The organism is Drancourtella sp. An12, assembly GCF_002160935.1.
GTDB lineage: Bacteria > Bacillota > Clostridia > Lachnospirales > Lachnospiraceae > Sellimonas > Sellimonas catena.
Genome location: NZ_NFLO01000004.1, coordinates 1 through 23,555 on the forward strand (window position 1 = coordinate 1; position 23,555 = coordinate 23,555).

The following is a 23,555-nucleotide window of genomic DNA, read 5'->3' on the forward strand; positions in this document are numbered from 1 at the left end:
AACTATATGAGCAGACACAGACAAACGAACTGCTCTTAGTAAGTTAAGATGAGGATAAATTTCTCATTTTAACTTGCGCTAAATCTTGACATAGGACCAATATAGACTAATATAGAAAAATGTGTTAATATAAAATTAATTTTCAGGTAGGAAGGAGGAGCAAATATGGAAATTATTCAGGTGAAGAATAGCGATTTGCACGAAAAGTTAAAAAGGAGATGTTCGGTTTGGTATACTTGTACGTCAGGTATGTGATTTGGGAGGTGAGGGAGTTAAAAGTCTTGATTTACTTCATGTAATCACAGGAAAGAAATTAATTAAAGATCATATTAATTATATTGATAATTTAAAAATCAGGTGTGATAACACTGGAAATATAGGATTGGGAAATGAAATGTGTTATGCTTCGTATAAAAATGGATTTACTATTCGGGCAAGTGGGAAAGTCGAAAAATGTACGGTTGCATTAAATAAATCACAAAATGAAGTAGGATATATAGACGGATATGGTAATTTACATTTGGATTTGAAAAAAAATGAAGTGTGGAGCGAAAACATTTTATATGACAAATGTTTTTCTTGCAATAAGATATTTTCATGTTTAAATAACATGTGTCCATTTAAAAGAATAATGACTGAAAATTATATCTGTGATAATTACCAAAGTTTTGAAGATGAGGGATAAAGAATGAAATCTTTTATGAAACATTACAAATTTGAAAGTTCTATTATTATTTTCGAATTACTGTTTCAAAATTTACTTCTCTTAGGTAGTACGCTCATTACGATGTACATGGCAAAGCTTGTAATGGAAGGGGATTTGCGAGGAATTTTGATTTGTTCTGCTGGGATCATGATTCTCTATCTGATACTTCACCTCTTATTTTGGAGTTACGATGTTCATCTCACGAAAGTAATCGCAAAAATCAATCAAGCCATGCGGGAGAATCTGAATCATCAGATGTTAAGTAAATCTGTTGAACAATTAAAAAAAGGTGATTCCGGAGAGTATTTATCCTGGTACATTAATGATTTAAAAGAAGCGGAAGAAAAAGGCATCCGTAATTTTTATGATGCCATAGATGAAATCATTAAGTTAGTGTTAGGCATTATTGTACTAGGAGCAATTAATTGGCAGCTTTTGCTTTGCACACTGATTACAACAGGTATGGTTTATGTATTGTCCCATCGTTTTGGAAACGATGTGAAACAAGAGTCTGAAAAAGTGTCTGCAATATGGGAAAAATTTACGAAAGCAGTAAAAGAACAGATAGGGGGAGTCAGAGTTCTTAAATATTTCGGATACCAAGATCGATTTCAACGTCAGATTGAAGGAGAATCAAAAGAGCTGGAAAAACAAAGATATATATATGTGAAAACCCAGGGAAAAGCAACGCTGAAAATTAGAGGGATTAATTCCGTTGCGAGTTTTGTCAATAATATGGTGTTGTTCGGAATGTGCGCTCTTCGTGTGATTCCAGCAGAAATATTTTTTGGAGGAGGAAACTTAATCAATCAGGTAAAAAATTCTATCCTCACACTTTCTGAACTGCGGGTTGCCATGGATGGAGCCAGACCATATTTTGAAAAAATCAATAGAATGGCGGAGGAAACGGAAAAGAAAAAAGAACTTCCGATGATTAACAATGAAATTGAATTCCGGAATTTGAGCTTTGCCTATTCGGAGAAGCCGGTTTTTGAAAACTTGAATCTGAAATTTAAAGTCGGTGGGAAATATGGTATCATAGGAAAAAGCGGGAGTGGAAAAACAACATTATTAAAAATTCTTTTGGGACAATTAACTTCATACAGCGGAGAATTACTTTTTGACGGCGTGGATGCTGCTGTGTATGATACAGAATCGTTTTATCGACAGATGGCATATATAGAACAAAATGTATTTCTATTTCATACGACAATTCGGGAAAATATCACTCTCGGTGCAGAGTTTCAGAAGGAAGAACTGGAAGAGGCATTACGCAACAGCGCACTTTATGAGGATTTAAAATCATTTCCTCAAGGGCTTGATACGGATGTGGGCGAAAATGGAGATTGTCTTTCAGGAGGACAAAAACAGAGAGTGGCAGTGGCACGGGCATTGATTCATAAGCGAAACATTCTTGTTGTGGATGAGGGAACTTCGGCGCTCGATAAAATAAACGCAAAGAAGATAGAAACGGCTCTCTTAAAGTCCAAAGATGTGACTTTGCTATTTGTTAGTCATCATTTGGAAGAAAAAGACATGCAGAAATATACAAATGTATACTGTCTGGGAGAGAAGGTGGCACAATGAAAAAGTATCTGTTGCACTATAAAAAAGAAAATGCCGTATTACTCTTTTTGATGATTTTTATAAATGGAATCGAGACGAGTTTTGCATTTCTGCAAATGTATATAGGTAAGCAGGTTATAGAGGGAGAAATTAAAAAAGTACTGCTTGTTGTGGCTTTTAATTCAGCTCTTGCATATTTTTTCTATGTGCTTTTATATATAAGGAAAAATTATCAAACATATCTTATTTCCACCATGAATACGGAGCTTCGAAATGACATTAGTAAAAAGATACTTCATGAATCATTTGAAAAGAATGTGGGAACAGATAGCGGAGAGTATGTATCCTGGTATACTAATGATGTCAGAGAAGCTGAAAACCAGGGCTTCCAAGTTTTTTACAGTTATATGGATACAGGATTCAGACTTTTGATGGGAGCTATTTCTTTGCTTTTTATTAAATGGGAATTGTTGGCATTGACATTGGTCGTGTCCGGTATTTCTATGTATGTAAGTAAAAGATTCAGTGATAAAGTGGAAAAATATGCAGAAAAAGTATCACTGGCAATGGAACGGTATACGGACAAAGTAAAAGAACAGATTGCAGGAATCTGCATCTTAAAATCCTTTGGAAATCCGCAGAAATTTTATAAAGAAATCATGGAAGCGGGCAAAGCATTTGAAGAAGAAAAATGTGATTTTGCAAAGAACAAGGGCAAAGAAAATTATAAATCAACAGTAATTAGTATTTTTGGAATCAATGCAATAAATATTCTGACATTTGTGCTTTGTGTACTGCGAATCATCGCGCCTGAAATAATTTTCGGAAGTTTGAATCTTACAAATCAAGTAGGAAATGCATTCAGCCAGTTGATTTCAGCAAAATTGCAAATTGCGGGTTCAAGGCCATATTTTGCAAAAGTAGATTGTGATAAAAATACCGAAGAAAATAGAATAAGCAAAAAACTTCCGGCACTTAAGAAAGAAATTGTTCTTGAAAATTTATCTTTTTCTTATGGGAAGAAGAAAGTATTTGAAAATATCAATTATACATTTGAAAAGAATGGGAAATATGCTCTTGTAGGAAAGAGTGGAAGCGGAAAAACAACGCTGATAAAGATTATGCTCGGACAGTTAGGAAATTATCAAGGGAAAATCTACTATGACGGAGAAGAAATTTCTTCTTTTGATGGGGACACTTATTATGAACAGATGGCATATATCGAACAGGATGTGTATCTTTTTGATTGCTCTATAAGGGATAATATTACTCTTGGAAGTGACTTCCCGGAAGAAAAAATGCAGGAAGTATTGGATATGAGTGCATTGCAGAATGATTTGAAGGCACTACCGGATGGGTTGGATACGAAAGTTGGAGAGAACGGAAAGAACTTATCCGGGGGACAGAAACAGCGGGTTGCCATAGCAAGGGCGCTGATTCATAATAGAACCATTTTATTCGTAGATGAAGGGACCTCTGCGTTAGATAAAGAAAACGCTGCACTTGTAGAGGAAGCCTTATTGGCCTGCCCGACACTTACATTGATTTTGATTACCCATCATTTGAAAGAAGAGAATATTTCTTTATATGATAAGATTTACAGTCTTTCTTATGAGTAATTTTCAGAAAAAGAAGAGTGGATTTTCCTGCATACAAAGAAGACATCGCAAACTGGCGGTGCCTTTTTTATTTAAGAGGCTGATGTTCGACAACTGGCTGCGTTTTACTAAGGGTTTTATTGACGACACATTGACGACAAGAGTGCCTGCAAGCTCTGTAAATACGTTGTCGATTCTTAAGGAAAATTTAATGCACAAAAAGCTGCTAAATTGCTGAAAAACCCCCAAAAAGCGTACAAATTCGAGCTTTTTGGGGCATTATATTAAGAAATACTGATGGCTATTTATCGCTTGTTTCGTGTTCGTTGACGACACATTTACGACATTGTATTTTTTCAATCTCCTTCCTTAACTCCTCCAATTCTCTATGACCGTATACAGAATTTGTTACATCCAGGAATGAATGCCCGAGCAATCGTTTCCGATCATTTTCTTCCACTTTATATTTTTCGCAGAGCATTGAAAAAGTATGTCGGCAATCGTGAGAGGTATGTTCGTCCTCTAAATTTAGTATAGGCAGATATTCAACAAGCTTTCTTCGAAAAGTACTGTATGAATCCGTTAATATTGTGCCTTTCTCTTTCATACGGGATACAACGATGTGTTGAATTGCCGAGTGAATTGGCACGATTCTCTCTTTGCTTGTTTTTGTTTTCAGTCCACCCTTGAAATACATTTCGTCTATATTAACAGTGATTGCCTTCAGTTCCATAATTCGAAAGCCAGAGTAACAAAGAATTAAAAGAATCTGTGCAATATCATCCTGTTCATGGCTCCATAATTTATCTAAATCGGAATTTGTGAATGGCACACCAGATTCATCATCATCTTCCTTATTAATTCGTAAAAGAACGGAAGGATTTTTGTCAATCAGAAAAATTCCTGTTGCATATCGAAACATCTGTTTTAGAAGTAAAACCACGTTTTCCAAAGATGAATATTTCAAAGGGACTGAATCAACAATGTCCTGTAATTGCTCATATGTAATTTCATTGATCGGTATATCGTGTAACAATTTGCAGTTTTTATAAGCGGCACGAGTAGAGTTTTTGGATTGCTGAGAATATACTCTTTTACCATTATATTTCCAGTTATAGTAAAGCTGGTAAAGCTCCGAAAAAGTTAATACTTTATCTTCCGTTTTACGTGTAATAAGCATATAATCAGCAAGGAGCTTTTCTACAAACTTATTCATTTCCGAACTGGATAAATGGCTATCTCTGACAAGTTCCTTTTCCATTCCTTGTTTATATGTTCCTGCTTTGTAGGCAGTGAGTATGGCTAAGCCAATATACCAATCCGATACATAGCACAGAGCTTTCGGACGAACAACTTTTCCTTCTTCTGTATAGTGTGTCGTCGGAGGATAAACAGCATATGAATTCCGACGATTTCCAGAAAGTTTTTGGATTGAACCATATCCATTTGGAAGTTTTGGATGTTTTTTCTTTTTCGACATAACCGTATCTCCTTTATGTATTTACTGAAATTATACCAAAAAAAGGCAAAGTGCGTTGATTTTGCATACGTTCCCGCAAAACATGACGGGCTACCGGTGAAAGGCAGAGGAAATCTTCCATATTTCTTACAAACATAGAAGTAGGAGAAAGGAAGTTTGCTTATGAAACCAATCATCAGAAATGCGGAAGAAGCTGCGTATGTCTTACAGATCCCACCGCAAGCTTTCCGGATGCAGGCCCGCAATAAAAGAAATGGATACAGCCGGGTTGTATGCGGCAAGTCAAGGAAAACATACGAATTTTATCCCTATGTAGCGGCGGAAGAATTGAAAATTCCAATAGAGATATTGGAGAAAAGGGCAGGGGAATATTGCAAAAAGAAAAAGGAGGTCTAGGACATTATGGTGGCAAATCAGCAACAATGCTGGCACCTGTTTACAATCACTGTGGAAATAACCCATATTATAGACAACCATCAAAGTCAACATTCAAAAAGGAGGTAACTCAACATGATTCAAGTCAATGGTTTGTTTGATGACAAAGACCACATCATCACAGAGCAGAAAGGGATGTTCTCGATTGTAGAACACACAAGGGATTTGACGGTTTCGCCAATTACGGCCATGGAAGAGTATTTCATGGCGAAAATGGATGTCCGCAGGAAACAGATCCTGTGTACCCTGGACGGAAGCGAAGGCGTTACCGTCCAGGCAGGTGCCATGCAGTGGATGGCCGGGAATATCCAGGCAACCACAGGCGTGAAAGGTGCCGGGGATCTTTTCGGGAAACTGGCCAAAGGGTTTGTAACAAAGGAAAGCGCCATTAAGCCGGAATACGTCGGATCAGGCTACCTGATGCTGGAACCGACGTATAAGTACCTGCTGCTGGAAGACGTATCAGAGTGGGAAGGCGGTCTGGTGTTGGAAGACGGGATGTACCTTGCGTCAGAAGGATCCGTCAAACTGAAAACTCAGGCAAGGAACAGTGTATCCTCAGCAGTGCTTGGAAACGAAGGCCTTTTCAACCTGAAGCTGGTAGGAGAGGGAATTGCCGCATTGGAAAGCAATGTCATGCGCCAGCAGCTGGTGGAAGTGGTGCTGAATAATGATGTACTGAAGGTGGACGGCAACCTGGCAGTCTGCTGGTCTGGCAGCCTGGAATTTACGGTAGAACGGTCCGGGAAGACACTGGTAGGATCCGCAGTCAGCGGGGAAGGCCTGGTGAACGTATACCGGGGAACCGGAAGGGTTTACTTAAGCACCCTGGACGACAGCACCAGCATGTACAGTTCCACGCTGACCAAAACTGTGAAAAATGAATAATCGGATTTCCGGAAAGGCATCACAATATGTGGTGCCTTTTTCCTGTACCGGAATGCGTCCTGTCTGCCATATTCCGGGTGAAATTAAAAAAAACAGGAGGAAACGTATATGAAACCATTTACCATTTGGAACAGTGAATTGAATCTGGATGACTGGAAAGACTACCTGGAAGAGGAAAAGGAGTTAAACCCGTCCTACTTTGAGGGCTGTGATTTCGAAGAAGCGGCGTGGGCATTGATCAGTGACCTGAACCAGGAATACCTGGAAGATGAACGGGTGAACCTGAACGTGCGGCTGGAACATTCGATCCTGGTTCTTGCAGACCTGGGACTGTGGAACGGAAGACGGCGTGGTGTTGCCAGAATTCTGTCCGGAAATATCAAAGACATCTTGGAATCCATGGTCAGAGGAACATCAGAGCAATGCTGGTACTGTGACGGGAAAGACATCTGCTGCCGGGAGACCCACCACGACGGAACCAACTATTATACCTACCGGGAAGTGCGCCGTCCGGAAACCATCGACCGTTTTGTGGACCGGTATCTTTCTGGGGAAGAAATTTCCAGAAGAACCCTCAATTATTACACCCGTTCCATCGCTCCGGACGTAGGCCGTATTTACGGATCCTGCAGGTACTGATTGACTTGTTGGCAAAATAAAGGTACAGTATTGTCCGGGAGGTACAAGATGTACGAAAGAAAATTTATGATGACGGTGGAAGAGAACGTGTTCTGGGCAAAGCGGAATCTGGCAGACTACATCTGGAAAAGTGCAAACCTGGAAGGGATTGCAGTTACATTTCCGGAAACCCAGACGGTCCTGGAAGGGGTCAGCGTCGGCGGGAAACGCATCGACGACCTCAACCGGATCCTGCAGATGAAGCGTGGCTGGCAGTACCTGCTGTCTACGCTGGACGAGGATGTTACTGTGCAGTATCTGCAGAACCTCCGCAGAGAATCAACCGGCCCGGCCTGTTCTTGTGAGGATCCCAGCCGTCCGCCGGTCCACAATCCGGTGGAAGTGGAAGATTCCATGCATCGGATCCTGGACGGGAATTCCGGGTGGACGGAGAAGGCACTGGATCTGATGCTGTACCTTGCCAAGGAACGGGTGTTTCTCGACGGGAACAAAGGGATTGCCATGATGACAGCGAACAAAATCTTGATTTCCCACGGGTGCGGGATCCTCACCGTAGTCCAGGATCAACGGGAACGGTTTTTCGCTTTGTTGGCGGCATACTATAAGGATGAAAGCAAAAAAGAAGACCTGAAACAATTTCTCTACGACAAATGTCTGGATGGATTCCGGAAAAGCATCGCATAAGCGGTGCTTTTTCTGTGCTCAGATTTCGGCAATCTTCCATATTATGAAAGATAAAAGAAAGACAGGAGGAGCAAAAGATGGAACGAAAAATATTGGAAAATGTAACGGAGCTTGCTGTGCTGTTCGGACGCCTGGCAGAGGCAGGGGAGCTGGACCTGGAAAAAGAGGATTCGGCAACGGAGCGCCTGTACGACAACCTGGAAGACTGGGCAGAAGAGTTCGAGGACTGGTATTCCGAAGAAGAGGACGGGGAATATTACGAAGCCATTGAGGCTTTCGGGATCGACAAATTCAAAAAGCTGGGCTGGTATTCCCCAAAACACAAGCAGGGAGCATCCGGCGGACAGGCTGCGGATGGCATCCCACAGAAATCACTTGACACGACAGAGGAGGAGTTTCCAAAATGGGACCGTCAAGCTATGTATCTGATAATGGCGGAACTGGCAAGCATCAACCGGAAGCTGGCAGTGATTATAAATTCCATCCACTAGTTGAAAAAGAAAGGACATCGCAAAGGGCGGTGTCTTTTCGTATGCAACTTTTTATGTTGATCCGGAATCCGGTACAATAAGATTAGAAACGAAAGGGGGATGTCCATGAAAGCAGATTATCCAAACCTGGAACTTCTGGAATATATCGCCGGGTCCATCATGCGTTCCGACGAAGCATTCCAGAAAACGATGGAAGAGAAACGAAAGAAAGATAAATTTCTGCGCCCGGAGTGGGAGGCAGTTGTATTCCCGCAGATCTGGGGCAGCACCAATACTGGATTCGATGTGACAGAAGACGGGGACCCGGTTATGGGCGGCTGTGCCATGACAAAGGCCTACACCACCGTCATGCATGAACTGGTCACGGAAACGTACCTGGTATTTTTTAATGGACGACCGTGCTACAAGGTGGACCATCCGACAGAAGCATTTTATGAAGATTTAAAGACAGGAAATCTGGCTTCGTTAAGCGAAGCAAAAGAAAAGTATTAACGGGCAAGGGAGGAATCATGATGGAAGATCTGAAAAAGAAAATTGCGGAATTGATTCGGGGCTATGAACGGCAGCAAAAGCGTGCCGCAGCAAAAGAAGCGGACTACCAGTCCAGGGAAGAACAGTTGTCATCCCATGGGCACTGGTCCCTGGGTTACCATGGCGCAAGAGCTGATTTGTATGCGGACGTGATTGATGATCTGCGGCAGTGCTTAGAAGATACAGAAGAATAGTGATAAGGGGGAATTGGCATGATACCAAAGAAATATACGGGTGAGATGCTGAAAGGCCGAAAGGCGAGATGTCTGTGTGATATCTCCAACAAAGGAGGGCATGGCATCAGTGCAGGATCCACGGTCACAATCGTTAATATAGTGCGTGGAAAAGGGCTGTATGTAAAAACGGAGAAATGCCCACACTGTGGGCAGTATGCTTATATCACTGGAGTTTCAAGGAACGAATTGGAATTGATTGAGGAGGGGAAAGAATCGTGAAGAAAGAAGAGTTTAAAAAGGGACAGACGGTCTGGGTCTACCTGATCGGCAACGCAGCCAGAAGAGTCACGGAAGACAACCGGATCCAGGAATGGGAAGTCAAAAGTGTGGGAAGGAAGTATCTCACTGCAGGACCCAAGGACGGGAGAGGCTGGGATGCCAAGTTTTCCATGGAAGAGGATTTCTGTAATGTGGGGGAACCATGTGAAGACTACAAGTTATTTTTTACAAAGGAAGACCTGCTTGCGGAACTGGAAGCGGAATCGCTGAGGAAACAGATCCGGCTGTTCTGCCAGGCATTTAACAAGCTAGAAAGAGTGCCGTTGGAACAGTTGCGGACAGCATGGGATGCACTGACGGTAGAATAGGAGAGAAAAAATGAACAGACAGAGAAGAAAAAAAATGGAACAGGCATTTAACAAAATTTCCGAAGCGATGGACATTTTGGACGAGGTGAAAGCGGAAGAATACGAAAGCCTCGAAAATCTCCCGGACAACTTCCGAAACGGAGACCGAGGGGAAGAAATGCAGACTTATATCGAAATGATCGAGGAGACATCTAATTATCTGGATGATGCCAGATCGGTCCTCGAACAGATTTAAAAACAACGGCCCGGGGCAGGTTGTCAGTCAGGCAAGCCCCGGGCCATTTTCCCCATCTATATAATAGACGCACGAAACCGGAAAAACTTTCGGTAATTTGGGTGATTTTTTCAAAAAACGGTAAAATCTGCAGGAAAAGAGGAGAATTTTATGACAGGACGGAAGAAAGCGGGACAGACATTCGGACAGGGATACCAGCAGCTGGAACTGATTTTTACGGAAGACACGGGCAGAGGGGATGGAAGCAAAGCACCTGCGCCGGGAGACGGGAAAGGACTGGACAAAAAGAAGAAACCGGGAACAAAGAAAGAGCCGCAGCTAGGGACTTTTCCGGAGGCGGATCGTACAGAGTGTCTTTCAAAGGCAGAACGGGAAGCAGCGGAAGAGCAGCTTGAGGCAGCCTTATGTGGGCGGCAGGATGTGTTTGTCGGGCGGATCATGCGTATTTGCAGGGTATCCTCAAACCAGGCAGAATTGATTTTGGAGGATCTGAAAAGAAAAGGCCGCATCACCAAAACCGGCTGGAAAGTCAAGGACTCCGTATCCAGCCCATTGACAAAAAGCTAAGAAAGCGGTTATCATTTGGCTAGAAGAAAAGAGAAAGAAGGGATGAAGTTGAAATGTGCCTTCATGCATAAGCGGATTGCGGTGGCAGAATTGGAATTGGATGATGCCACCGGGATGATACAGAAAGTGAATACCATTTATGCGCCGGAACATTTCCCGGTCGGTGTCACGGTGAAACGAGGCGTTGCAGACCGGGCGGCATTCAACGAGTGGTGGACGGACCGCTCCATACCCGCAAGCCGTTCCGGTATCCGGGAAGCATTGGAGACACTGGAGATCGCAAACACAAAGATGCTTTTGGTGCGCTGCTATGGCCTAAGTCTGTCTGACCAATACTGGATCTGTCCGGAAGGATCGGATCTGACGTGGGATACGATCAATTTCTTTTACAACGATTTTTCGGAAGATATAGGGGACGTCCTGTTCGGGGCTGCAAAAAAGACAGACGCCTTCAATTTTTCTTCCCCGGATAATACGTCGGACGGAAATTTGAAAAAACGGTGGAAGATCATAAACGGGAAGCGGTATCTGGTAAAAGGCGGGAGCAGTCCGTTCCGCCAGCAGCCGCTCAATGAGGTGATTGCGTCCGGGATCATGGACCGCCTTGGCATCCCGCACATCCCTTACCAGGTTGTCTGGGAACAAGGGGTACCATACAGTCTGTGTAAGGATTTTGTTACCGAAGATCTGGATCTGGTTCCTGCATGGCGCATCCTGAAAACGCAGAAGAAAAGTAACCATGTTTCTGTATATCAGCATTTCATTGACTGCTGCCGGGAACTTGGGATTGACGGGGCTGTTCCATTCCTGGACCGGATGATCGTATTGGACTACCTGATTGCAAACGAAGACCGTCATTTTAATAATTTCGGTGTGCTCCGTGAAGCAGAAACCCTGAAATGGATCGGCTTTGCACCGATTTATGACAGTGGTTCCTCCCTTGGGTATGATAAAATGCCGGCACAGATCCGGTCGGGGCAGGATATCACCTGCAAACCTTTCAAAAAACACCATGAAGAGCAGCTGAAACTGGTATCGGATTTCAGTTGGATTGACTTTGAGCGGCTGAAGGACGTAGACAGCCTGATTGAAGAGGTGCTGACGGCGGAAGGAACGGAAGCCTATATGGACGAAACCCGTGTACAGGCAATTAAGGAGTCTGCCAGACGTCGGACGGATCATCTTTCCCGGCTTGCCAAAACCCAGATGCCGGCACAGGAGGATTCCACAAATGACGACGTGCAAGAGAACATTGCCGCAGCTTACCATTTTGCGAAACCGGATCACCAATGATCCAGACAGGAATCTGAATTTCGTTTTCCTCCCATATTGAAGAAAAAGAAAAATGGGAGGAGACAATATGATCTTATTGCAAAGCCTGTTAAACGAAGGGGAAGTGATTGCGGATTACATTGTAGCCGGTTCCTATTGTGTGTGGAACTGCATTACCACACCGGGGAACACGGACATTGCAGGGGCGCTGGAAGATACCCTGCACCGGATCCTGGAGAACGGGGGAACGGAAGACGATGTACAGGAGATTATGGGGGCACATATCCCGAATGATGATCCGGACTGGATGCTGAAAGATGCAACCTACCTGGACCTGGGGTACCTGCTTCCGGGACCGCTGTTATCCTTCACGGAACAGCCGGTATAAGAGATTGGAAGAAGCACTGCAGTCTGCGGTGCTTTTTTCGTGAATGGCAGTGCTTGTATGATTAGAAGAAAGGCGGGGAAAACTATGGAAGAAAACAGTTATTTTGCGTTTGCGGAACGAGATTATCAGTTCTTTTCACGAGTGCGAGAAGCCGGGTTCAGCGGAGAAGCCCTGGCGGCACTGGGGCAGAATATTTGTGAGCGGTACCTGAAGCACATCGTGGATATTCATGCAGAGCCGGGAGACGAACCTGGAACCCTGAAAAAGGAAAGCGTCCTTCGCACACACAGCCTTCACCGGCTGATCCGGTACCTGAAAGAGGAGCTGGCTCTGGAAATTCCGGCACAGACAGAGAAAATTCTGAAGAGAATCGACATATTTTCGATTGCTACAACGGAACCGGGCGACGACAGTTTTATCCCTTCGGAGGAAGACATTGAGGATGCCTGGGAGGCAGTTCTGCAGACAAGAAGGTTTGTCGGGAATGTGATCCGGGCAATGGAACGTACATAAGGACAGAGAAAGAGGAGCTGCAAAACTACAGCTCCTTTTTTTTCTACATTTGAGAAAGTATGCGTTCCAGTTCTTCTGCTGCACCATTTGGAAGATAAGCTTCATAAAATTCCTTCCAGCGCTCCAGCTGTTCTTTGACAGTCAGTGATTCCGACTCCGCAGAGCAGTCCATTAAGTCTTTCATGCGCTGTTCTGCGATATGGTCCACCAGCCTGTGGGTAGTGCTTGGCACAAAGACCGGGTTTCCGCCATACGCTGTCACCTTCCTATAATCGGACGTGCCGGCCACCGGGATCGGCACCCGTTTGGCTTCCGGGATATCCGTGTCAAAATCATCCTGGTGCTTTTCATCGAAAGCCGCCATGAACTTTTCGGCCATCTGTTCCCGCTGTACGCCGTCCAGTCCCCAGCCTGCGTTGGAGATATCGTCTTTTCCTTCTTCCAGCATTTCGTACACAGCTTCATCGGAAAGCAGCCCCTTTTCCTGGGCTTCCTGGATCATCTTGGAGGTGATCCGTTCCGCATCCCAGCTGCTGCAGCTCTTCCGGTCACGCTCCAGGGTTAAGTACTCCGGTTTAAAGTTGTAACCGTATTCCATGGACGAGTTGCACTGGATGTACAGGCCGTTCACATAAACACGGTCTTTCTGGTCCTCGTCTGTGAGGATCTGGCCGTAGGACGTGTCGATGGCCTGATAGTCCTGGAATCCCAGCCAGATATCGGAAAGGCTTTCCCATTCGTCTTCTGTCACATTCCCGACTTCGATCACCAGGTCATCAGACGGGGACGGCAGGTCTTCCACAAAGAAGGTCAGGATCCGTTCCGCCCACCGCTGGCTGTTCACGAAGCGGCAGGTCCAGACTTCGTTCTTGCCGTTGTTGTGGATCACGAACGGTTTCCCCAGACGTGTCAGCACCAGGGCTGCAATCTTGTAGCCTTCCCCGAACTGTCCGACCGTCTCGTCGCTGCGCTGCTTGGAAGAACGTCCCAGAAGCAGGGTGTTGCAGCGGAGCCTAGTGTTCCGGTTCGTGAAACGGATAAAGCCGTCCACATATTCGATGGTAAAAGCGGCGTTCGGGTTGACCGTTTCCTGGTCCACGCCGTTCTGGATCAGCTCCCGGATGGCCATTGGGAAGTCCCAGTCCTGTACATAGCTGCTTGTCAGTGTTAATTCATATTTTCTCATTTTTGTTTCCTCCTGTGTTCTCTATGTTTTCCCCCACAATATGGCAGAATGGCAGTAACAGGATCCCGGATGCCCGCCAGAAAAGAACGTATGCAAAATAACGGGAATGTTTCCAATGTTGTATCTTAAACGTGTAACAAAGAAGCAAATCTCCCATATTCAAAGCAAGGGAATGCTTGAAGATTCAAAAAAAAGGAACCTGGTTCCGAATTTTAAAAAGGAGAAAAAATGATAACATATCAAAAAGACAAAAAAGAATGTGATAAGAAGCGGATGTACAGCCTGGAGAAAATGGACAAATCCAAAGACGCTGTACGTGCATTTAAACGAAAACCATACGGGTTTACCCAGAAACAGTGCCAAAGACCTGGCTCACGCAGACCGTGAGCGTTGTATAAAAACATATGATCAATTTGTTAATAACCACGATGCCTGCATCAAACAAATTCGTAACACGAAAACAAAAATACCACGCAGTTTTGGTTTCCAGGCTGCATAAATAAATGGAATCCCGGGCCCGGCTGAGTCCGATGCCGCAAATGGTGCCAACAGGCGCCTTGGCAAAAAAACTCCTGATAAAAACAGAAAACTATAACAAACGGATTGTCTTTTCGCAAGGGAAACGGTGGCTTCCAAAGGACCTGCCAATTCCTGAAAAGGCATTGCCTAAGTGATGTGATTATGTTTTGGGAACCTCCCACTGGTAACAGTGTGGAGAGCAGTCAGCATATTAAAATAACAAATGAGGTGATTTCATGAAAACAACAAAACAGGCAGTCATTGCCATTGGAATGAATGGAAAGGAACGCTTGGCAGTCAGTTACGGCATGACACCGGACATGGATATCCGGAAGAAATGCTATGAGATTGTCAAACTGATCCAGGATGCGAAAACGATGCGGGATGCCGTGTGCCTGATTGCCACGGATGTGCTGAAGCACGGCGGATACGTGTACGGCATGAGTGAGAAAACAAGGGTGGCGGAACGGGAAGAACTGCGGAAACGCTATGGGATGACTTTTGCCGACCGGAAGGAATACCAGCACGAAAGCGGACTCCTGATATTCCAGGAGGAGACCATCCGTCAGGCGAAAAAGGACTGTGACGTCCTGGCTGAGGTGTGCTGTGACACCAGGGACGTCCTGGATGCCATCGGCATCGACTGGTAGGGATGATCGGCACCTCCGTGCCTGCCAGACCGGCGGGTGGGGGGGTGCCTGCTGCCACACCCATGCGGCGGCAGGAAATTGAACAGGAAGGAAAGAATGAGAGTATGAGCATGATTTATTACGAGACAGAAAAATCCACGACGGCGGTGAAAGGGAAGGTCAGGTACCTTCCGGCTGGCTTCTGGGTATCCTTCTTCCTGGTCTCCCTGCTGCCACTGTGGTTCCCCAGCCTCCTGTTTGCATTCCTTGTGGTTTACGGATCCGGGGAAGTGCTCCTGACTGCGGCAGTACTGATCCCATGTTACTGCGCCGTCAATGCCAGGGAGCTGTTCCGTGCCATAGGAGACAAACGAATTGAGTTAAACCATATCCTGAAGAGGGAGAAAGTCGAACTGTTACGGATCCGGGAGGGGCGTCCGTACCTGTATGTGACGTACCGGAAGGATGGGCGGGCAAAGACGAAGCGCTTCCGGATCAAAGACTGGCGGAAGGAAGCGCATGGACCGTGGGTTCTGGATTTGCAGTACATGGCATTCTTGGACGCACCGGCGGACACTGGTATGCAAAACAGAAGAGAAAAAAGAAGTGGTTTAAAATAAGAAAAAAAGAAAGGAGCAAAACAATGGCAGCAGATATCCAATTTTGTTACAAGGCGGAACACGGACCGGAAGGGAACAGCTTGTACGGACTGCAGGATGTGTTTTATCTGGACGCAATCCCGGGGGCGTACAGCTTCGGACTTTCCATTGCCCTGACAGGACATAACTGGAATGTCCCGCATTCCCTTCGTATCGAACTGCAGGGACCGGACAGGGAAACACTGTTTGTTATAGAAGAAATGATGCCGGTGTTTACGTTTGATAATAGAATTCCAGAACCGTTCCATATAGTCTATGTGTCATTTCAGATTTTGAACATGAAAGTCCCGGCGGAAGGCGCATACAAAGCAAGGGTATACGTGGATGGAATCCTGGACGGGGAAAAAGAACTGTATTTTGTACAGCAGGAATCTGTACAATAAGAACAATACGCTCGTATCGGGAAGGGAGTACCGGACTGATCATCTGGGAAAGCGAAGACCGCACCTGATTCATGATAAGGGTAGAGAGAGAACCGAGAACCGGTGCAAGTCCGGACACGAGTGCTTATATGGCAGCCATGCACAGCCAAAATGCCGCAAGGGTGCACATGAGCGGCAAAGTAGGATAGGAACGTGCACACAGCTGGATTTCTGTGCAGACCGTGCACGGAACACGCAGGGGTCCAGCATGGCGGTGGTTCAAATCCACTGGCAGTCTTTGTGGCAGCTCAGTCTGCCGCACTTCAAATGCGGTAAGACGGCGGCCCAATCAGCCGTGAAAGGCTGCCGCATTGGCTGGGAGACGGCGTTGGTGCGCGCGCGGTCCATGGCCGTCAGGGGCTAAGTGGAAGGGGCTGATCTCCCGGATACGATGCCTCTGGCAGGTCTGTATTGGTCAGACTTGTCATGCCCAGCCAGGTATCTGTCTGCCAGGTGCAGAACAGGAATCCGGTTTTCGCGCGGCGATTACTGGTTTACCTATCTGTAAAGCGCAGAAAAGGTTTCTTGGTGCATTGGCAGAGACAGTGCCCATCATTACGCCGAAGTCGCCCGTCACGCTACCGATGGGCGGCATTTGAACTGACGAAAAAAATGAAAAAATGGAGAAGATTAGAAACGATCGGGAATATTAAGGATCATGTCATCCCGAAGAGATGGTCAATTCCTACATAATAACATAGAAAGAATGGAGTGAGTTATGATGGGAAAGTATACAGACTTTTGGTATCATTTCTGGAATGTCATAGGAGCGATCTTCGTTGTGCTGGGTCTTCTTGCTTTTGGAGTCAGTCTGATCGTTACGGTACTTTTGGCGTATCAGTTGTATTTTTCATAAGTAGGAGACAATTCGCGCACGGGATGTAGTTCAGATGGCAGAACAGCTGCCTTATCAGCCAGACGCCGGTTCGAATCTGGCCATCCCGAAGAGACCGGGGTCGCTCCCCGGATAGCAGGTAGCACTGTCGGTCACTGCCCTGCGAAGTTAAAAATGGCATGGGTTCCTGAAGCGGAAACGTCACCGGGAAGCCCATGCAAACCGCAAAAATTTTGGACAGAAAAAAAGACCTTTCCAGAGCTTGAAGCCCGGAAAGGCTTTTTTCCTTTTTAAAGGTCATGGCATCAGCCCATTACCACCGCCGGGATCCCTGGATCGCTTCTTTTGCAAGCAGATCCGCACGCTCGTTCCACTTCACGCCGGAGTGGGCTTTCACTTTCCGGAACTGGATGTCCAGCCCGGACTCCCGCATTTCTTTTACAAACTGCACATAGTCTTTTGTGCCGGCCTTGTTGGCTTTCCATTCCCCGTTGGCCCAGCGCCCGATCCCCTCATAGTCATGGCAGATCAGTACACGGGAAGCGCCATGGCTCTTGGCAAACTGGAGGGCGGCAATGGCACCTTCCAGTTCCCCGGCCACGTTCCACATGGACGCAAACCGCCCGTGCCGAAAAGCTTCCCCGTCCTCCCAGACTGCTTCCCCTTCCGGGTTTAACGCCACCATGCCATAAGAATAGGTCCAGGATCCCTGGTCGAAGCTGCCGTCTACAAAGAAGGTCAGGTCATAGTCCCGGTACAGTGGGTCGGCGGTCTTAGCGCTTTTCTTTTTCTTTGGCTTCCCCGCCGCTTTTGGCTTCGTGGAGGGGGATGCCTGCAGGTAGGCACGGGCTTCCTGTTCTGTCGGGAAGGACTTGAATTCTGCCCCGTGGTACTTGTGAACCTGTTTTTTGCATTCTCCCCACGTAGAAAAGATCCCGGTTCTGCGCCCTTTCCGCACTGCGTATACTTTCATTTATTTCACGCCCCTTTCTTTCCTTTATTCTACCAGATCCTTGATCCCCTCCGCTTTTTTGCATACGTTTCCTGTGAAGCATTGCAAGAACGTATGCAAAGAAACGAAACCGGGGCAAAAATGCCATACTAAGTACAGACAACGAAATGAGGAGGAACCTTTATGAGAGAAACAAACCCACGCCAAATGAGCTGCTTTACCAATAACAAGGCCGTCATTGAACTGATGAACAAGCTGCACCTGGCCACGCCGGGGATGGGCAGCCACCTGCACCGCTCCGGGGAAAAGGACGAGCGGGGGAATCGCCTGTCCAACTCCCTGATCGGGATCAACCTGGTGGACTATGAAGCGGAGCCGTCCGTGTTCGTGGAAGAGAACCTGACGCCATCCCAGTTAAAGGAACTGTACCAGGAATCCATCATGAAACGGAACAATTATTCCTTTTCCGGAAACGGGCAGAAGATCTTTGGGGAGCCGGACGGGGAAGGGTACTCCACGGTACGCACTATCCAGATCACCCGGCAGGGCAGTTTCCAGCAGGGTGGGAAGACCGTCACGAAAAACTTCCCATGGCGGGTCGTGGTCCAGAACGGGAAAGGCATCCGGGAACAGAACGCTAAATCCGGCGGGTATTCCTGTAAAAGAGGTACTTTCCAGTGCGAGAAAAGCGCTTCCATCAACCTGGCGGACGGGGACTTCTTTGCGTTGATGGAACAGGCGCATACCTATCTGGCTGCCTGGGAAACCGCTGCTGCCTTTGGGTTTGTCAAGGCGAATGAGGAGGCCTGCAGGAAAGCAGACGAGGAGTGGAAAAAGAAACGGGGCCGTTAATGTGATGTGCCCCGTTAGTTGAAAGGAGGAGACCAATGTTTCAGAAACAGGAATATGCATGCTTAGACCCGAAGTATTTCCACATTATTGTGAAAGGGGAACGGGACATTACCATCCAGTCCAAGAACACGGGGCATTACTGGTATCTTCGGAGTACAGGGGCAACCGGGAACCTGGCGGTACTGATCTACCACAAGCACCGCTGTAGCCATCCTTACCACCGGCATGGGCAGAGCAGCAGTCTGGAAAAGGCAGTCCGCTCCATTGTCCAGCATGACCGGTTTCAGCTGGAAAAAGACCGCCGTGTGGCTGCCGCCATGTAACAGAAGATAATGGAAAAATTCCATATTATCAGGAAAGAACAAGAAAAAACAGGAGGGACAAACAATGAGTATTGGGTACGAAATCGTCAAAGGACTCTGCATCGGGTTCGGGATCCTGGGAGGGATTTCCTTTTTCGGATCCTTCGGGGGCTACGAGCGCATGGACCTGACTACCATCCAGTTTCTGGTGCAGCTGGCCGCATCCACGGGGACGCTGCTGGTATCCTATGTACTATACCATGTCACGCTGTATGCGGAACGAACCCATCATTGAGGTATTGCGGAAAGGTGCCGCCGACAGGCGGCATCTTTTTCCCTGTCATCTTCCATATTTCCGGTGAAAAGAAAGAAAAGAACAGGAGGAAACAGCAAATGACAGTGGAAGAGTACATGGAACGGCATCACGTAGACAAAAACCGGCCGATTGTGGAGGTGGCATACGACATCAGTTTCTGGAACCCGGAAGGGTATCTGGACGAAACGGAATTTGATTTTCCGGGCACCCGCAGCTTTTCGGAATTTGTCCGGGAACTATCGGAATTATTCAGTGGCTTTTGCAAGGAAAACCAATTCCCGGAAGATACGGTCACGGAGATCCGGTGCGCAGGAGACCTGCCGGCGGAGACAAAGACAGTACTGATTACATCGGGAATGGATTTCAGAGATTATATTTATTTCCGAACTGATGCCCCGAAGTCAGCCATAGAAGACTGGTGCCGGCGGTATGCAGAAGAATTGGAGAATGGGGAGAACACCTTTCTGGACAGCCTGAAAGCACAGTACCAGGTGGACGTGATTTCCCTGTCGGAAGAATGTATAGGGGATATCTGGGATTTTTATGATGAGGCAGACGAGATATACGATCTGCAGTATTATTTTTCAGAGTAGACGGGTCCTCGGCTTCCCGAGATACAGAGAGGCATCGCAGCAGTTGCGGTGTCTTTTCATTAAAAAAATAAAATTGCATTTCCGTAAATTCTTGAGAATATGTACAGAATATGATACAGTAAGAGTACACTTTAAAGGAAGGTGAATAACGTGAACAATATTGATATTGCGAATGGAATTGTGTTTCAAAAGTTACACGTCAGTAAAGAAAGTTTTGATGACAGACTGATTTGTCAAAAAAAAGTCTATTTGCTTCAGTCGCTTGGTACCAATTTGGGATACACTTATAATTGGTATGTAAGAGGGCCTTATTCTCCAGCTTTGACAACATATGTATATTCAAATTTGGAACTTCTGTCACATGAGAATTTTAGTGAATACAAGTTGGCACAAACAGTAGAAAAGAATATTCAATGCGTGCAAGATTTAGAAAAAGAAAAGAGATCGGATTTTACGGTAGCATCTTGGTACGAATTATTAGCATCGTTAATGTATATTTACAATAATAGAGAAAGCTGGAATATTGATGATAAAGAAGAATCACTCTATTCTGCTTTGACTAGTCACAAACCACAGTTTAATCAAGAACAGTGCAAATATGCGTTTGGCATTTTGAAATCCAAAAGATTTATAGGAGCAACAGAGTAGCATGGTTAGTGAAAAATTACGGATTGTTAAATATATTAATGATCCTGTTTATGGAGGAATTGGAATTACCCAGTTGGAACTGGAATTGATTGATACCCCAATTTTTCAAAGATTGAGAGGCTTAAGACAGTTAGCCAGAGTCAACTTGGTTTTTCCCGGAGCGGAACACTCCCGTTACGTACATTCGCTTGGTGTGTTGTATATTATGGGACTAATGACAGAGCACTTATATAACCAGGGAATGCTTGATGAAGATGATGTTATTAAATTAAGGGTTGCAGCGTTGCTTCACGATATTGGGCACTATCCTCTTTCACACCTTGGAGAAAGTGTCTATGGGTATTGCCTCGATAACGTAATTGCAGAAGATATTTTCGAAAATTCTCCTGTTAAAAACGACAAATGTCTCTATGAAATGGCGTCTTCTCATTCTAAATCAGCGCATCATGAGCAACTCGGAAAATATATCGTAACAAATCATGAAGGAATTAAAGAAATACTGATACGGAATGGCTTAAATCCTTTGGAAATCGCACAGATTTTTACAGGTGAGTACGGGTCAAGAAATATGGTGTATACACAACTGCTTCATTCCAGCTTAGATGCAGATAGGTTAGACTATTTATTGAGAGATTCTTATCAGACAGGGGTAAAATATGGTCTGGTAGATCTTCAATATTTGATAAGGCTGCTTCTAGTGGTAGAAGATCCGTCGCTATCTGAAAATAATAAAGTTCTTGTTTGCAATAAAAAAGGTCAACATGTGGTCGAACACTTTCTTATGTCAAGATACTTTCATTATTCACAAGTGATTTTTCATAAAACGAATGCGGCATTTGAGGGCATGATTCAATGTATGTATATTAAATTGATTCAGAGCGGTCATTTTTTATTTCGATCTTTAGATGATATCCATCAAAAAGTCAATGATGAGATTTTTTTGCAATTTAATGATGCTTTTCTTGAAACGGCATTTAGAGAATATTATGATTCTACAGATGATGAAGAGTATAAACGGCTTTATGAAATGTACAGGGATCGCATCCGCCCCAAAGTAGTATTTGAGATGAAAGACTTATATGAAAATTCGCCACGGCAGGAATTTTCCGTATTAAAATGGGAATTAAAACGAAACCCAGAAGAAATCACAAAAATTGTTGGAAGCGACAGGTGGGGATATCAAATAGTTCCAATTACATTAGAAAAAGTGCATGGTTCATATAACATTTCCGAAAAAACAGCAAATCCAGAAGATTTAAGAGAGGCTGTGAAATTATATGATCCAGAAACCAAAAGGATTTCATATTTAGCTGGTGATCAAATGTCAATTATCAGCAAACTCGCAAATTACAAGGGAGAATTCATTCGTATTTATGTTTTGGAAGAACGAGGAAAATTGTATGATTACGAAAAAATAAGAAACGATATTCGTGCTCTAATTGTATCTTAAAATTAAATCAATCTTTACGTGAGGACATCGCAGCAGCTGCGGTGTCTTTCTTTTTTTGGATCGGATTCCCGGCAGACTGCCATATTGTGGGGGAAAGATTTGGGAAAACAGGAGGAAACGAAAATGGAACAAAAATTTCGAAAGGCTTCTTTCGTGATGGAACCGTATATCGAAGGGGTCCTGAAACGGGACCTGATCCCCTACCAGAGGAGGCATAAAGGGGACCATGCAGAATTTGGGATTGCTATCTCCAACCGCAGGTTTCGGGAAGTGGTGGAAGACGCCCTCTGTGAGAAGCAGAAGGCAGAAAGTCACAGCGGCATCCCGGTGTATTCCCTGCGCACAGTCCGGAACAGGGAGAAACGGGCCCGCCTGGCCGCACTGTATGGCAGGAACGGGTTCCGCATCCTGAAGGCGGACCAAAGGGCTTGGTCAGATTATATCGGATAATACGGGAATGAGGAGGAATGTAAACATGACATTCGAACAATACAAGAAACGAAAAGAAGCCATCGCAGGATGGTATGATACTTATGTCAACGAGACATATACGAAATTAAGCAGGTTTGGTCATCTGATGGAATACCATTTGAACAAGTCGGACCGGTACCTTATGGGCCGGTGCAAGCGGATCCATAAGAACACGTCATCCTTTGTAGGAACGCCGGAGGACGTCATGGCGCTGATCAGGGGCTGCCTTCTGGAAAACCGGGAGGAGCTCATAGAGTACCTGGCAAACGAAGAAGATACGGAGCCGTGGGAACTGGTTGGTGTCATCCATGGGAACATCACAGGGAAAGTGATTACGACATCTCCGGAGCATGACTGGAAACAGGGTGCCCTGCCGTGTTCGGAGTACCTAATCTCCATTAAAAAAGATCCGCACGCTGCGAATCATTTTGTCATCACGTCAGCCTATCCATTTTTTTGAGAACTGAGCCGCACTAAGACAGTGCGGCTTTTCTCTTTGCGATCATTTCGCCAGGGACATATTCCTCATACTCAGGGTGACGTCCCCAGACCTGCTCTTCCAGGAACCGTGCCCGTGGGGTGTCCAGTTCCTCTTTTGTCATGGCAAGAAACTCCTTCCGGTGTGCGGCATATAACAGGTTCTTCCCCAGGGCTTCCGCCTGCTCCCTGGTAGGTGCCGTCCGCATCCCGGCCAGGTCCTCTTTTGTCCCTTCTATTATGATGATCCGGTCCTGTTCGATTCTCACTCCGTACATTCCGACGCCTCCTTGTATCTGACAGCATTTATTTTCTGCTCTTATCATACCAGAATATCTCCTGGTTCCGCAAGGCTGCCTACGTAAGGGAACCGGAATTCCGGCCCTGCCTTTTCCGGACGTGGAGGGGCGGGGAATCGGAATGCCGGA

35 protein-coding genes and 1 tRNA gene are annotated in these 23,555 nt (G+C 45.4%); 32 read left to right on the forward strand and 4 right to left on the reverse strand.

The window, feature by feature from the left end:
- Window positions 1–256: 256 nt before the first annotated feature.
- Genes B5E64_RS05470 through B5E64_RS05480 form a run of 3 tightly spaced genes read left to right on the forward strand, consistent with a single transcriptional unit; the run spans window position 257 to window position 3,891 of the window.
- Window positions 257–685 carry a hypothetical protein gene (locus tag B5E64_RS05470; protein WP_087167529.1) on the forward strand — a complete coding sequence of 143 codons (429 nt, stop codon included), beginning with the start codon at window positions 257–259 and terminating at the stop codon, window positions 683–685.
- Between the two features lie 15 nt (window positions 686–700).
- Window positions 701–2,293 carry an ABC transporter ATP-binding protein gene (locus tag B5E64_RS05475; RefSeq protein WP_162610135.1) on the forward strand — a complete coding sequence of 531 codons (1,593 nt, stop codon included), beginning with the start codon at window positions 701–703 and terminating at the stop codon, window positions 2,291–2,293.
- A complete protein-coding gene (locus tag B5E64_RS05480) occupies window positions 2,290–3,891 on the forward strand; it encodes an ABC transporter ATP-binding protein (protein WP_048621756.1) in 1,602 nt (533 codons plus the stop codon). The genes B5E64_RS05475 and B5E64_RS05480 overlap by 4 nt, the downstream gene beginning before the upstream one ends.
- A 280-nt stretch (window positions 3,892–4,171) precedes the next feature.
- Here B5E64_RS05480 and B5E64_RS05490 read toward each other — a convergent pair whose 3' ends face one another.
- The gene (locus B5E64_RS05490; RefSeq protein ID WP_087167532.1) at window positions 4,172–5,350 is read right to left on the reverse strand and encodes a tyrosine-type recombinase/integrase; all 1,179 of its coding nucleotides are present in this window, start codon (window positions 5,348–5,350) and stop codon (window positions 4,172–4,174) included.
- A 272-nt stretch (window positions 5,351–5,622) separates the two neighbouring features.
- Here B5E64_RS05490 and B5E64_RS17820 point away from each other — a divergent pair, with 272 nt between their 5' ends.
- The 14 genes from B5E64_RS17820 to B5E64_RS05560 all read left to right on the forward strand — a co-directional run bounded on the left by B5E64_RS17820 (window position 5,623) and on the right by B5E64_RS05560 (window position 12,816).
- Window positions 5,623–5,886 (forward strand): hypothetical protein, encoded by a 264-nt coding sequence (locus B5E64_RS17820; RefSeq protein ID WP_140398824.1) that lies wholly within the window; start codon window positions 5,623–5,625, stop codon window positions 5,884–5,886.
- Window positions 5,861–6,673: an AIM24 family protein gene (locus B5E64_RS05500; protein ID WP_087167534.1), complete on the forward strand. Its 813-nt coding sequence runs from the start codon at window positions 5,861–5,863 to the stop codon at window positions 6,671–6,673. The genes B5E64_RS17820 and B5E64_RS05500 overlap by 26 nt, the downstream gene beginning before the upstream one ends.
- Window positions 6,674–6,781: 108 nt before the next feature.
- Window positions 6,782–7,312, forward strand: coding sequence for a hypothetical protein (locus B5E64_RS05505; protein ID WP_087167535.1), 531 nt, complete (start codon window positions 6,782–6,784; stop codon window positions 7,310–7,312).
- A 48-nt stretch (window positions 7,313–7,360) separates the two neighbouring features.
- The gene (locus B5E64_RS05510; protein WP_087167536.1) at window positions 7,361–7,996 is read left to right on the forward strand and encodes a hypothetical protein; all 636 of its coding nucleotides are present in this window, start codon (window positions 7,361–7,363) and stop codon (window positions 7,994–7,996) included.
- A 77-nt stretch (window positions 7,997–8,073) separates the two neighbouring features.
- Entirely contained in the window at window positions 8,074–8,487 is a 414-nt protein-coding gene (locus tag B5E64_RS05515; protein ID WP_087167537.1) for a hypothetical protein, read from the forward strand.
- 105 nt (window positions 8,488–8,592) lie between these two features.
- Window positions 8,593–8,979 carry a hypothetical protein gene (locus B5E64_RS05520; protein WP_087167538.1) on the forward strand — a complete coding sequence of 129 codons (387 nt, stop codon included), beginning with the start codon at window positions 8,593–8,595 and terminating at the stop codon, window positions 8,977–8,979.
- Between the two features lie 20 nt (window positions 8,980–8,999).
- The gene (locus B5E64_RS05525) at window positions 9,000–9,212 is read left to right on the forward strand and encodes a hypothetical protein (RefSeq protein ID WP_087167539.1); all 213 of its coding nucleotides are present in this window, start codon (window positions 9,000–9,002) and stop codon (window positions 9,210–9,212) included.
- An 18-nt stretch (window positions 9,213–9,230) separates the two neighbouring features.
- Window positions 9,231–9,473: a hypothetical protein gene (locus B5E64_RS05530; protein WP_087167540.1), complete on the forward strand. Its 243-nt coding sequence runs from the start codon at window positions 9,231–9,233 to the stop codon at window positions 9,471–9,473.
- Entirely contained in the window at window positions 9,470–9,841 is a 372-nt protein-coding gene (locus B5E64_RS05535) for a hypothetical protein (protein WP_087167541.1), read from the forward strand. Before B5E64_RS05530 ends, B5E64_RS05535 begins: the two co-directional genes overlap by 4 nt.
- Before the next feature lie 10 nt (window positions 9,842–9,851).
- Window positions 9,852–10,076: a hypothetical protein gene (locus tag B5E64_RS05540; RefSeq protein WP_087167542.1), complete on the forward strand. Its 225-nt coding sequence runs from the start codon at window positions 9,852–9,854 to the stop codon at window positions 10,074–10,076.
- A 150-nt stretch (window positions 10,077–10,226) separates the two neighbouring features.
- On the forward strand, window positions 10,227–10,643 hold the full coding sequence (locus B5E64_RS05545; protein ID WP_087167543.1) for a hypothetical protein: 417 nt from the start codon (window positions 10,227–10,229) through the stop codon (window positions 10,641–10,643).
- 42 nt (window positions 10,644–10,685) lie between these two features.
- Complete coding sequence (locus tag B5E64_RS05550; protein WP_242960099.1) at window positions 10,686–11,936, forward strand: HipA domain-containing protein; 1,251 nt, start codon at window positions 10,686–10,688, stop codon at window positions 11,934–11,936.
- A 67-nt stretch (window positions 11,937–12,003) separates the two neighbouring features.
- On the forward strand, window positions 12,004–12,303 hold the full coding sequence (locus B5E64_RS05555; RefSeq protein WP_087167544.1) for a hypothetical protein: 300 nt from the start codon (window positions 12,004–12,006) through the stop codon (window positions 12,301–12,303).
- An 84-nt stretch (window positions 12,304–12,387) separates the two neighbouring features.
- Window positions 12,388–12,816, forward strand: coding sequence for a HEPN domain-containing protein (locus B5E64_RS05560; RefSeq protein WP_087167545.1), 429 nt, complete (start codon window positions 12,388–12,390; stop codon window positions 12,814–12,816).
- Between the two features lie 43 nt (window positions 12,817–12,859).
- On the opposite strand, the gene B5E64_RS05565 is transcribed toward B5E64_RS05560, so the two are convergent.
- A complete protein-coding gene (locus B5E64_RS05565; protein ID WP_087167546.1) occupies window positions 12,860–14,002 on the reverse strand; it encodes a hypothetical protein in 1,143 nt (380 codons plus the stop codon).
- A 228-nt stretch (window positions 14,003–14,230) separates the two neighbouring features.
- Between B5E64_RS05565 and B5E64_RS17975 the strand changes: the two genes are divergently transcribed.
- The 7 genes from B5E64_RS17975 to B5E64_RS05585 all read left to right on the forward strand — a co-directional run bounded on the left by B5E64_RS17975 (window position 14,231) and on the right by B5E64_RS05585 (window position 17,176).
- Window positions 14,231–14,389, forward strand: coding sequence for a hypothetical protein (locus tag B5E64_RS17975; RefSeq protein WP_162610136.1), 159 nt, complete (start codon window positions 14,231–14,233; stop codon window positions 14,387–14,389).
- Between the two features lie 368 nt (window positions 14,390–14,757).
- On the forward strand, window positions 14,758–15,171 hold the full coding sequence (locus B5E64_RS05570) for a hypothetical protein (protein WP_087167547.1): 414 nt from the start codon (window positions 14,758–14,760) through the stop codon (window positions 15,169–15,171).
- A 104-nt stretch (window positions 15,172–15,275) separates the two neighbouring features.
- Entirely contained in the window at window positions 15,276–15,770 is a 495-nt protein-coding gene (locus B5E64_RS05575) for a hypothetical protein (protein WP_162610137.1), read from the forward strand.
- A 23-nt stretch (window positions 15,771–15,793) separates the two neighbouring features.
- On the forward strand, window positions 15,794–16,192 hold the full coding sequence (locus tag B5E64_RS05580; protein ID WP_087167549.1) for a hypothetical protein: 399 nt from the start codon (window positions 15,794–15,796) through the stop codon (window positions 16,190–16,192).
- Window positions 16,167–16,595, forward strand: a complete 429-nt coding sequence (locus B5E64_RS17825; RefSeq protein WP_140398827.1) for a hypothetical protein — start codon at window positions 16,167–16,169, stop codon at window positions 16,593–16,595. The genes B5E64_RS05580 and B5E64_RS17825 overlap by 26 nt, the downstream gene beginning before the upstream one ends.
- A gap of 357 nt (window positions 16,596–16,952) precedes the next feature.
- The gene (locus B5E64_RS18620; RefSeq protein WP_275532785.1) at window positions 16,953–17,087 is read left to right on the forward strand and encodes a hypothetical protein; all 135 of its coding nucleotides are present in this window, start codon (window positions 16,953–16,955) and stop codon (window positions 17,085–17,087) included.
- A gap of 19 nt (window positions 17,088–17,106) precedes the next feature.
- Window positions 17,107–17,176, forward strand: a tRNA-OTHER gene (locus B5E64_RS05585).
- 203 nt (window positions 17,177–17,379) lie between these two features.
- On the opposite strand, the gene B5E64_RS05590 is transcribed toward B5E64_RS05585, so the two are convergent.
- A complete protein-coding gene (locus tag B5E64_RS05590; RefSeq protein WP_087167550.1) occupies window positions 17,380–18,039 on the reverse strand; it encodes a ribonuclease H family protein in 660 nt (219 codons plus the stop codon).
- 162 nt (window positions 18,040–18,201) lie between these two features.
- Here B5E64_RS05590 and B5E64_RS05595 point away from each other — a divergent pair, with 162 nt between their 5' ends.
- The 8 genes from B5E64_RS05595 to B5E64_RS05630 all read left to right on the forward strand — a co-directional run bounded on the left by B5E64_RS05595 (window position 18,202) and on the right by B5E64_RS05630 (window position 23,110).
- The gene (locus B5E64_RS05595) at window positions 18,202–18,870 is read left to right on the forward strand and encodes a hypothetical protein (RefSeq protein ID WP_140398828.1); all 669 of its coding nucleotides are present in this window, start codon (window positions 18,202–18,204) and stop codon (window positions 18,868–18,870) included.
- 35 nt (window positions 18,871–18,905) lie between these two features.
- Complete coding sequence (locus B5E64_RS05600) at window positions 18,906–19,193, forward strand: hypothetical protein (protein ID WP_087167552.1); 288 nt, start codon at window positions 18,906–18,908, stop codon at window positions 19,191–19,193.
- Window positions 19,194–19,257: 64 nt separating this feature from the next.
- Entirely contained in the window at window positions 19,258–19,467 is a 210-nt protein-coding gene (locus B5E64_RS05605) for a hypothetical protein (protein ID WP_087167553.1), read from the forward strand.
- Between the two features lie 98 nt (window positions 19,468–19,565).
- The gene (locus B5E64_RS05610) at window positions 19,566–20,081 is read left to right on the forward strand and encodes a hypothetical protein (protein WP_140398829.1); all 516 of its coding nucleotides are present in this window, start codon (window positions 19,566–19,568) and stop codon (window positions 20,079–20,081) included.
- Window positions 20,082–20,231: 150 nt separating this feature from the next.
- Window positions 20,232–20,729: a hypothetical protein gene (locus B5E64_RS05615; RefSeq protein ID WP_087167555.1), complete on the forward strand. Its 498-nt coding sequence runs from the start codon at window positions 20,232–20,234 to the stop codon at window positions 20,727–20,729.
- Window position 20,730: 1 nt separating this feature from the next.
- A complete protein-coding gene (locus B5E64_RS05620) occupies window positions 20,731–22,179 on the forward strand; it encodes an HD domain-containing protein (protein WP_087167556.1) in 1,449 nt (482 codons plus the stop codon).
- Between the two features lie 123 nt (window positions 22,180–22,302).
- A complete protein-coding gene (locus B5E64_RS05625; RefSeq protein WP_087167557.1) occupies window positions 22,303–22,629 on the forward strand; it encodes a hypothetical protein in 327 nt (108 codons plus the stop codon).
- A 25-nt stretch (window positions 22,630–22,654) separates the two neighbouring features.
- The gene (locus tag B5E64_RS05630) at window positions 22,655–23,110 is read left to right on the forward strand and encodes an RNase A-like domain-containing protein (protein ID WP_087167558.1); all 456 of its coding nucleotides are present in this window, start codon (window positions 22,655–22,657) and stop codon (window positions 23,108–23,110) included.
- A gap of 13 nt (window positions 23,111–23,123) precedes the next feature.
- Here B5E64_RS05630 and B5E64_RS05635 read toward each other — a convergent pair whose 3' ends face one another.
- The gene (locus B5E64_RS05635) at window positions 23,124–23,453 is read right to left on the reverse strand and encodes a hypothetical protein (RefSeq protein WP_140398830.1); all 330 of its coding nucleotides are present in this window, start codon (window positions 23,451–23,453) and stop codon (window positions 23,124–23,126) included.
- Between the last annotated feature and the right edge of the window lie 102 nt (window positions 23,454–23,555).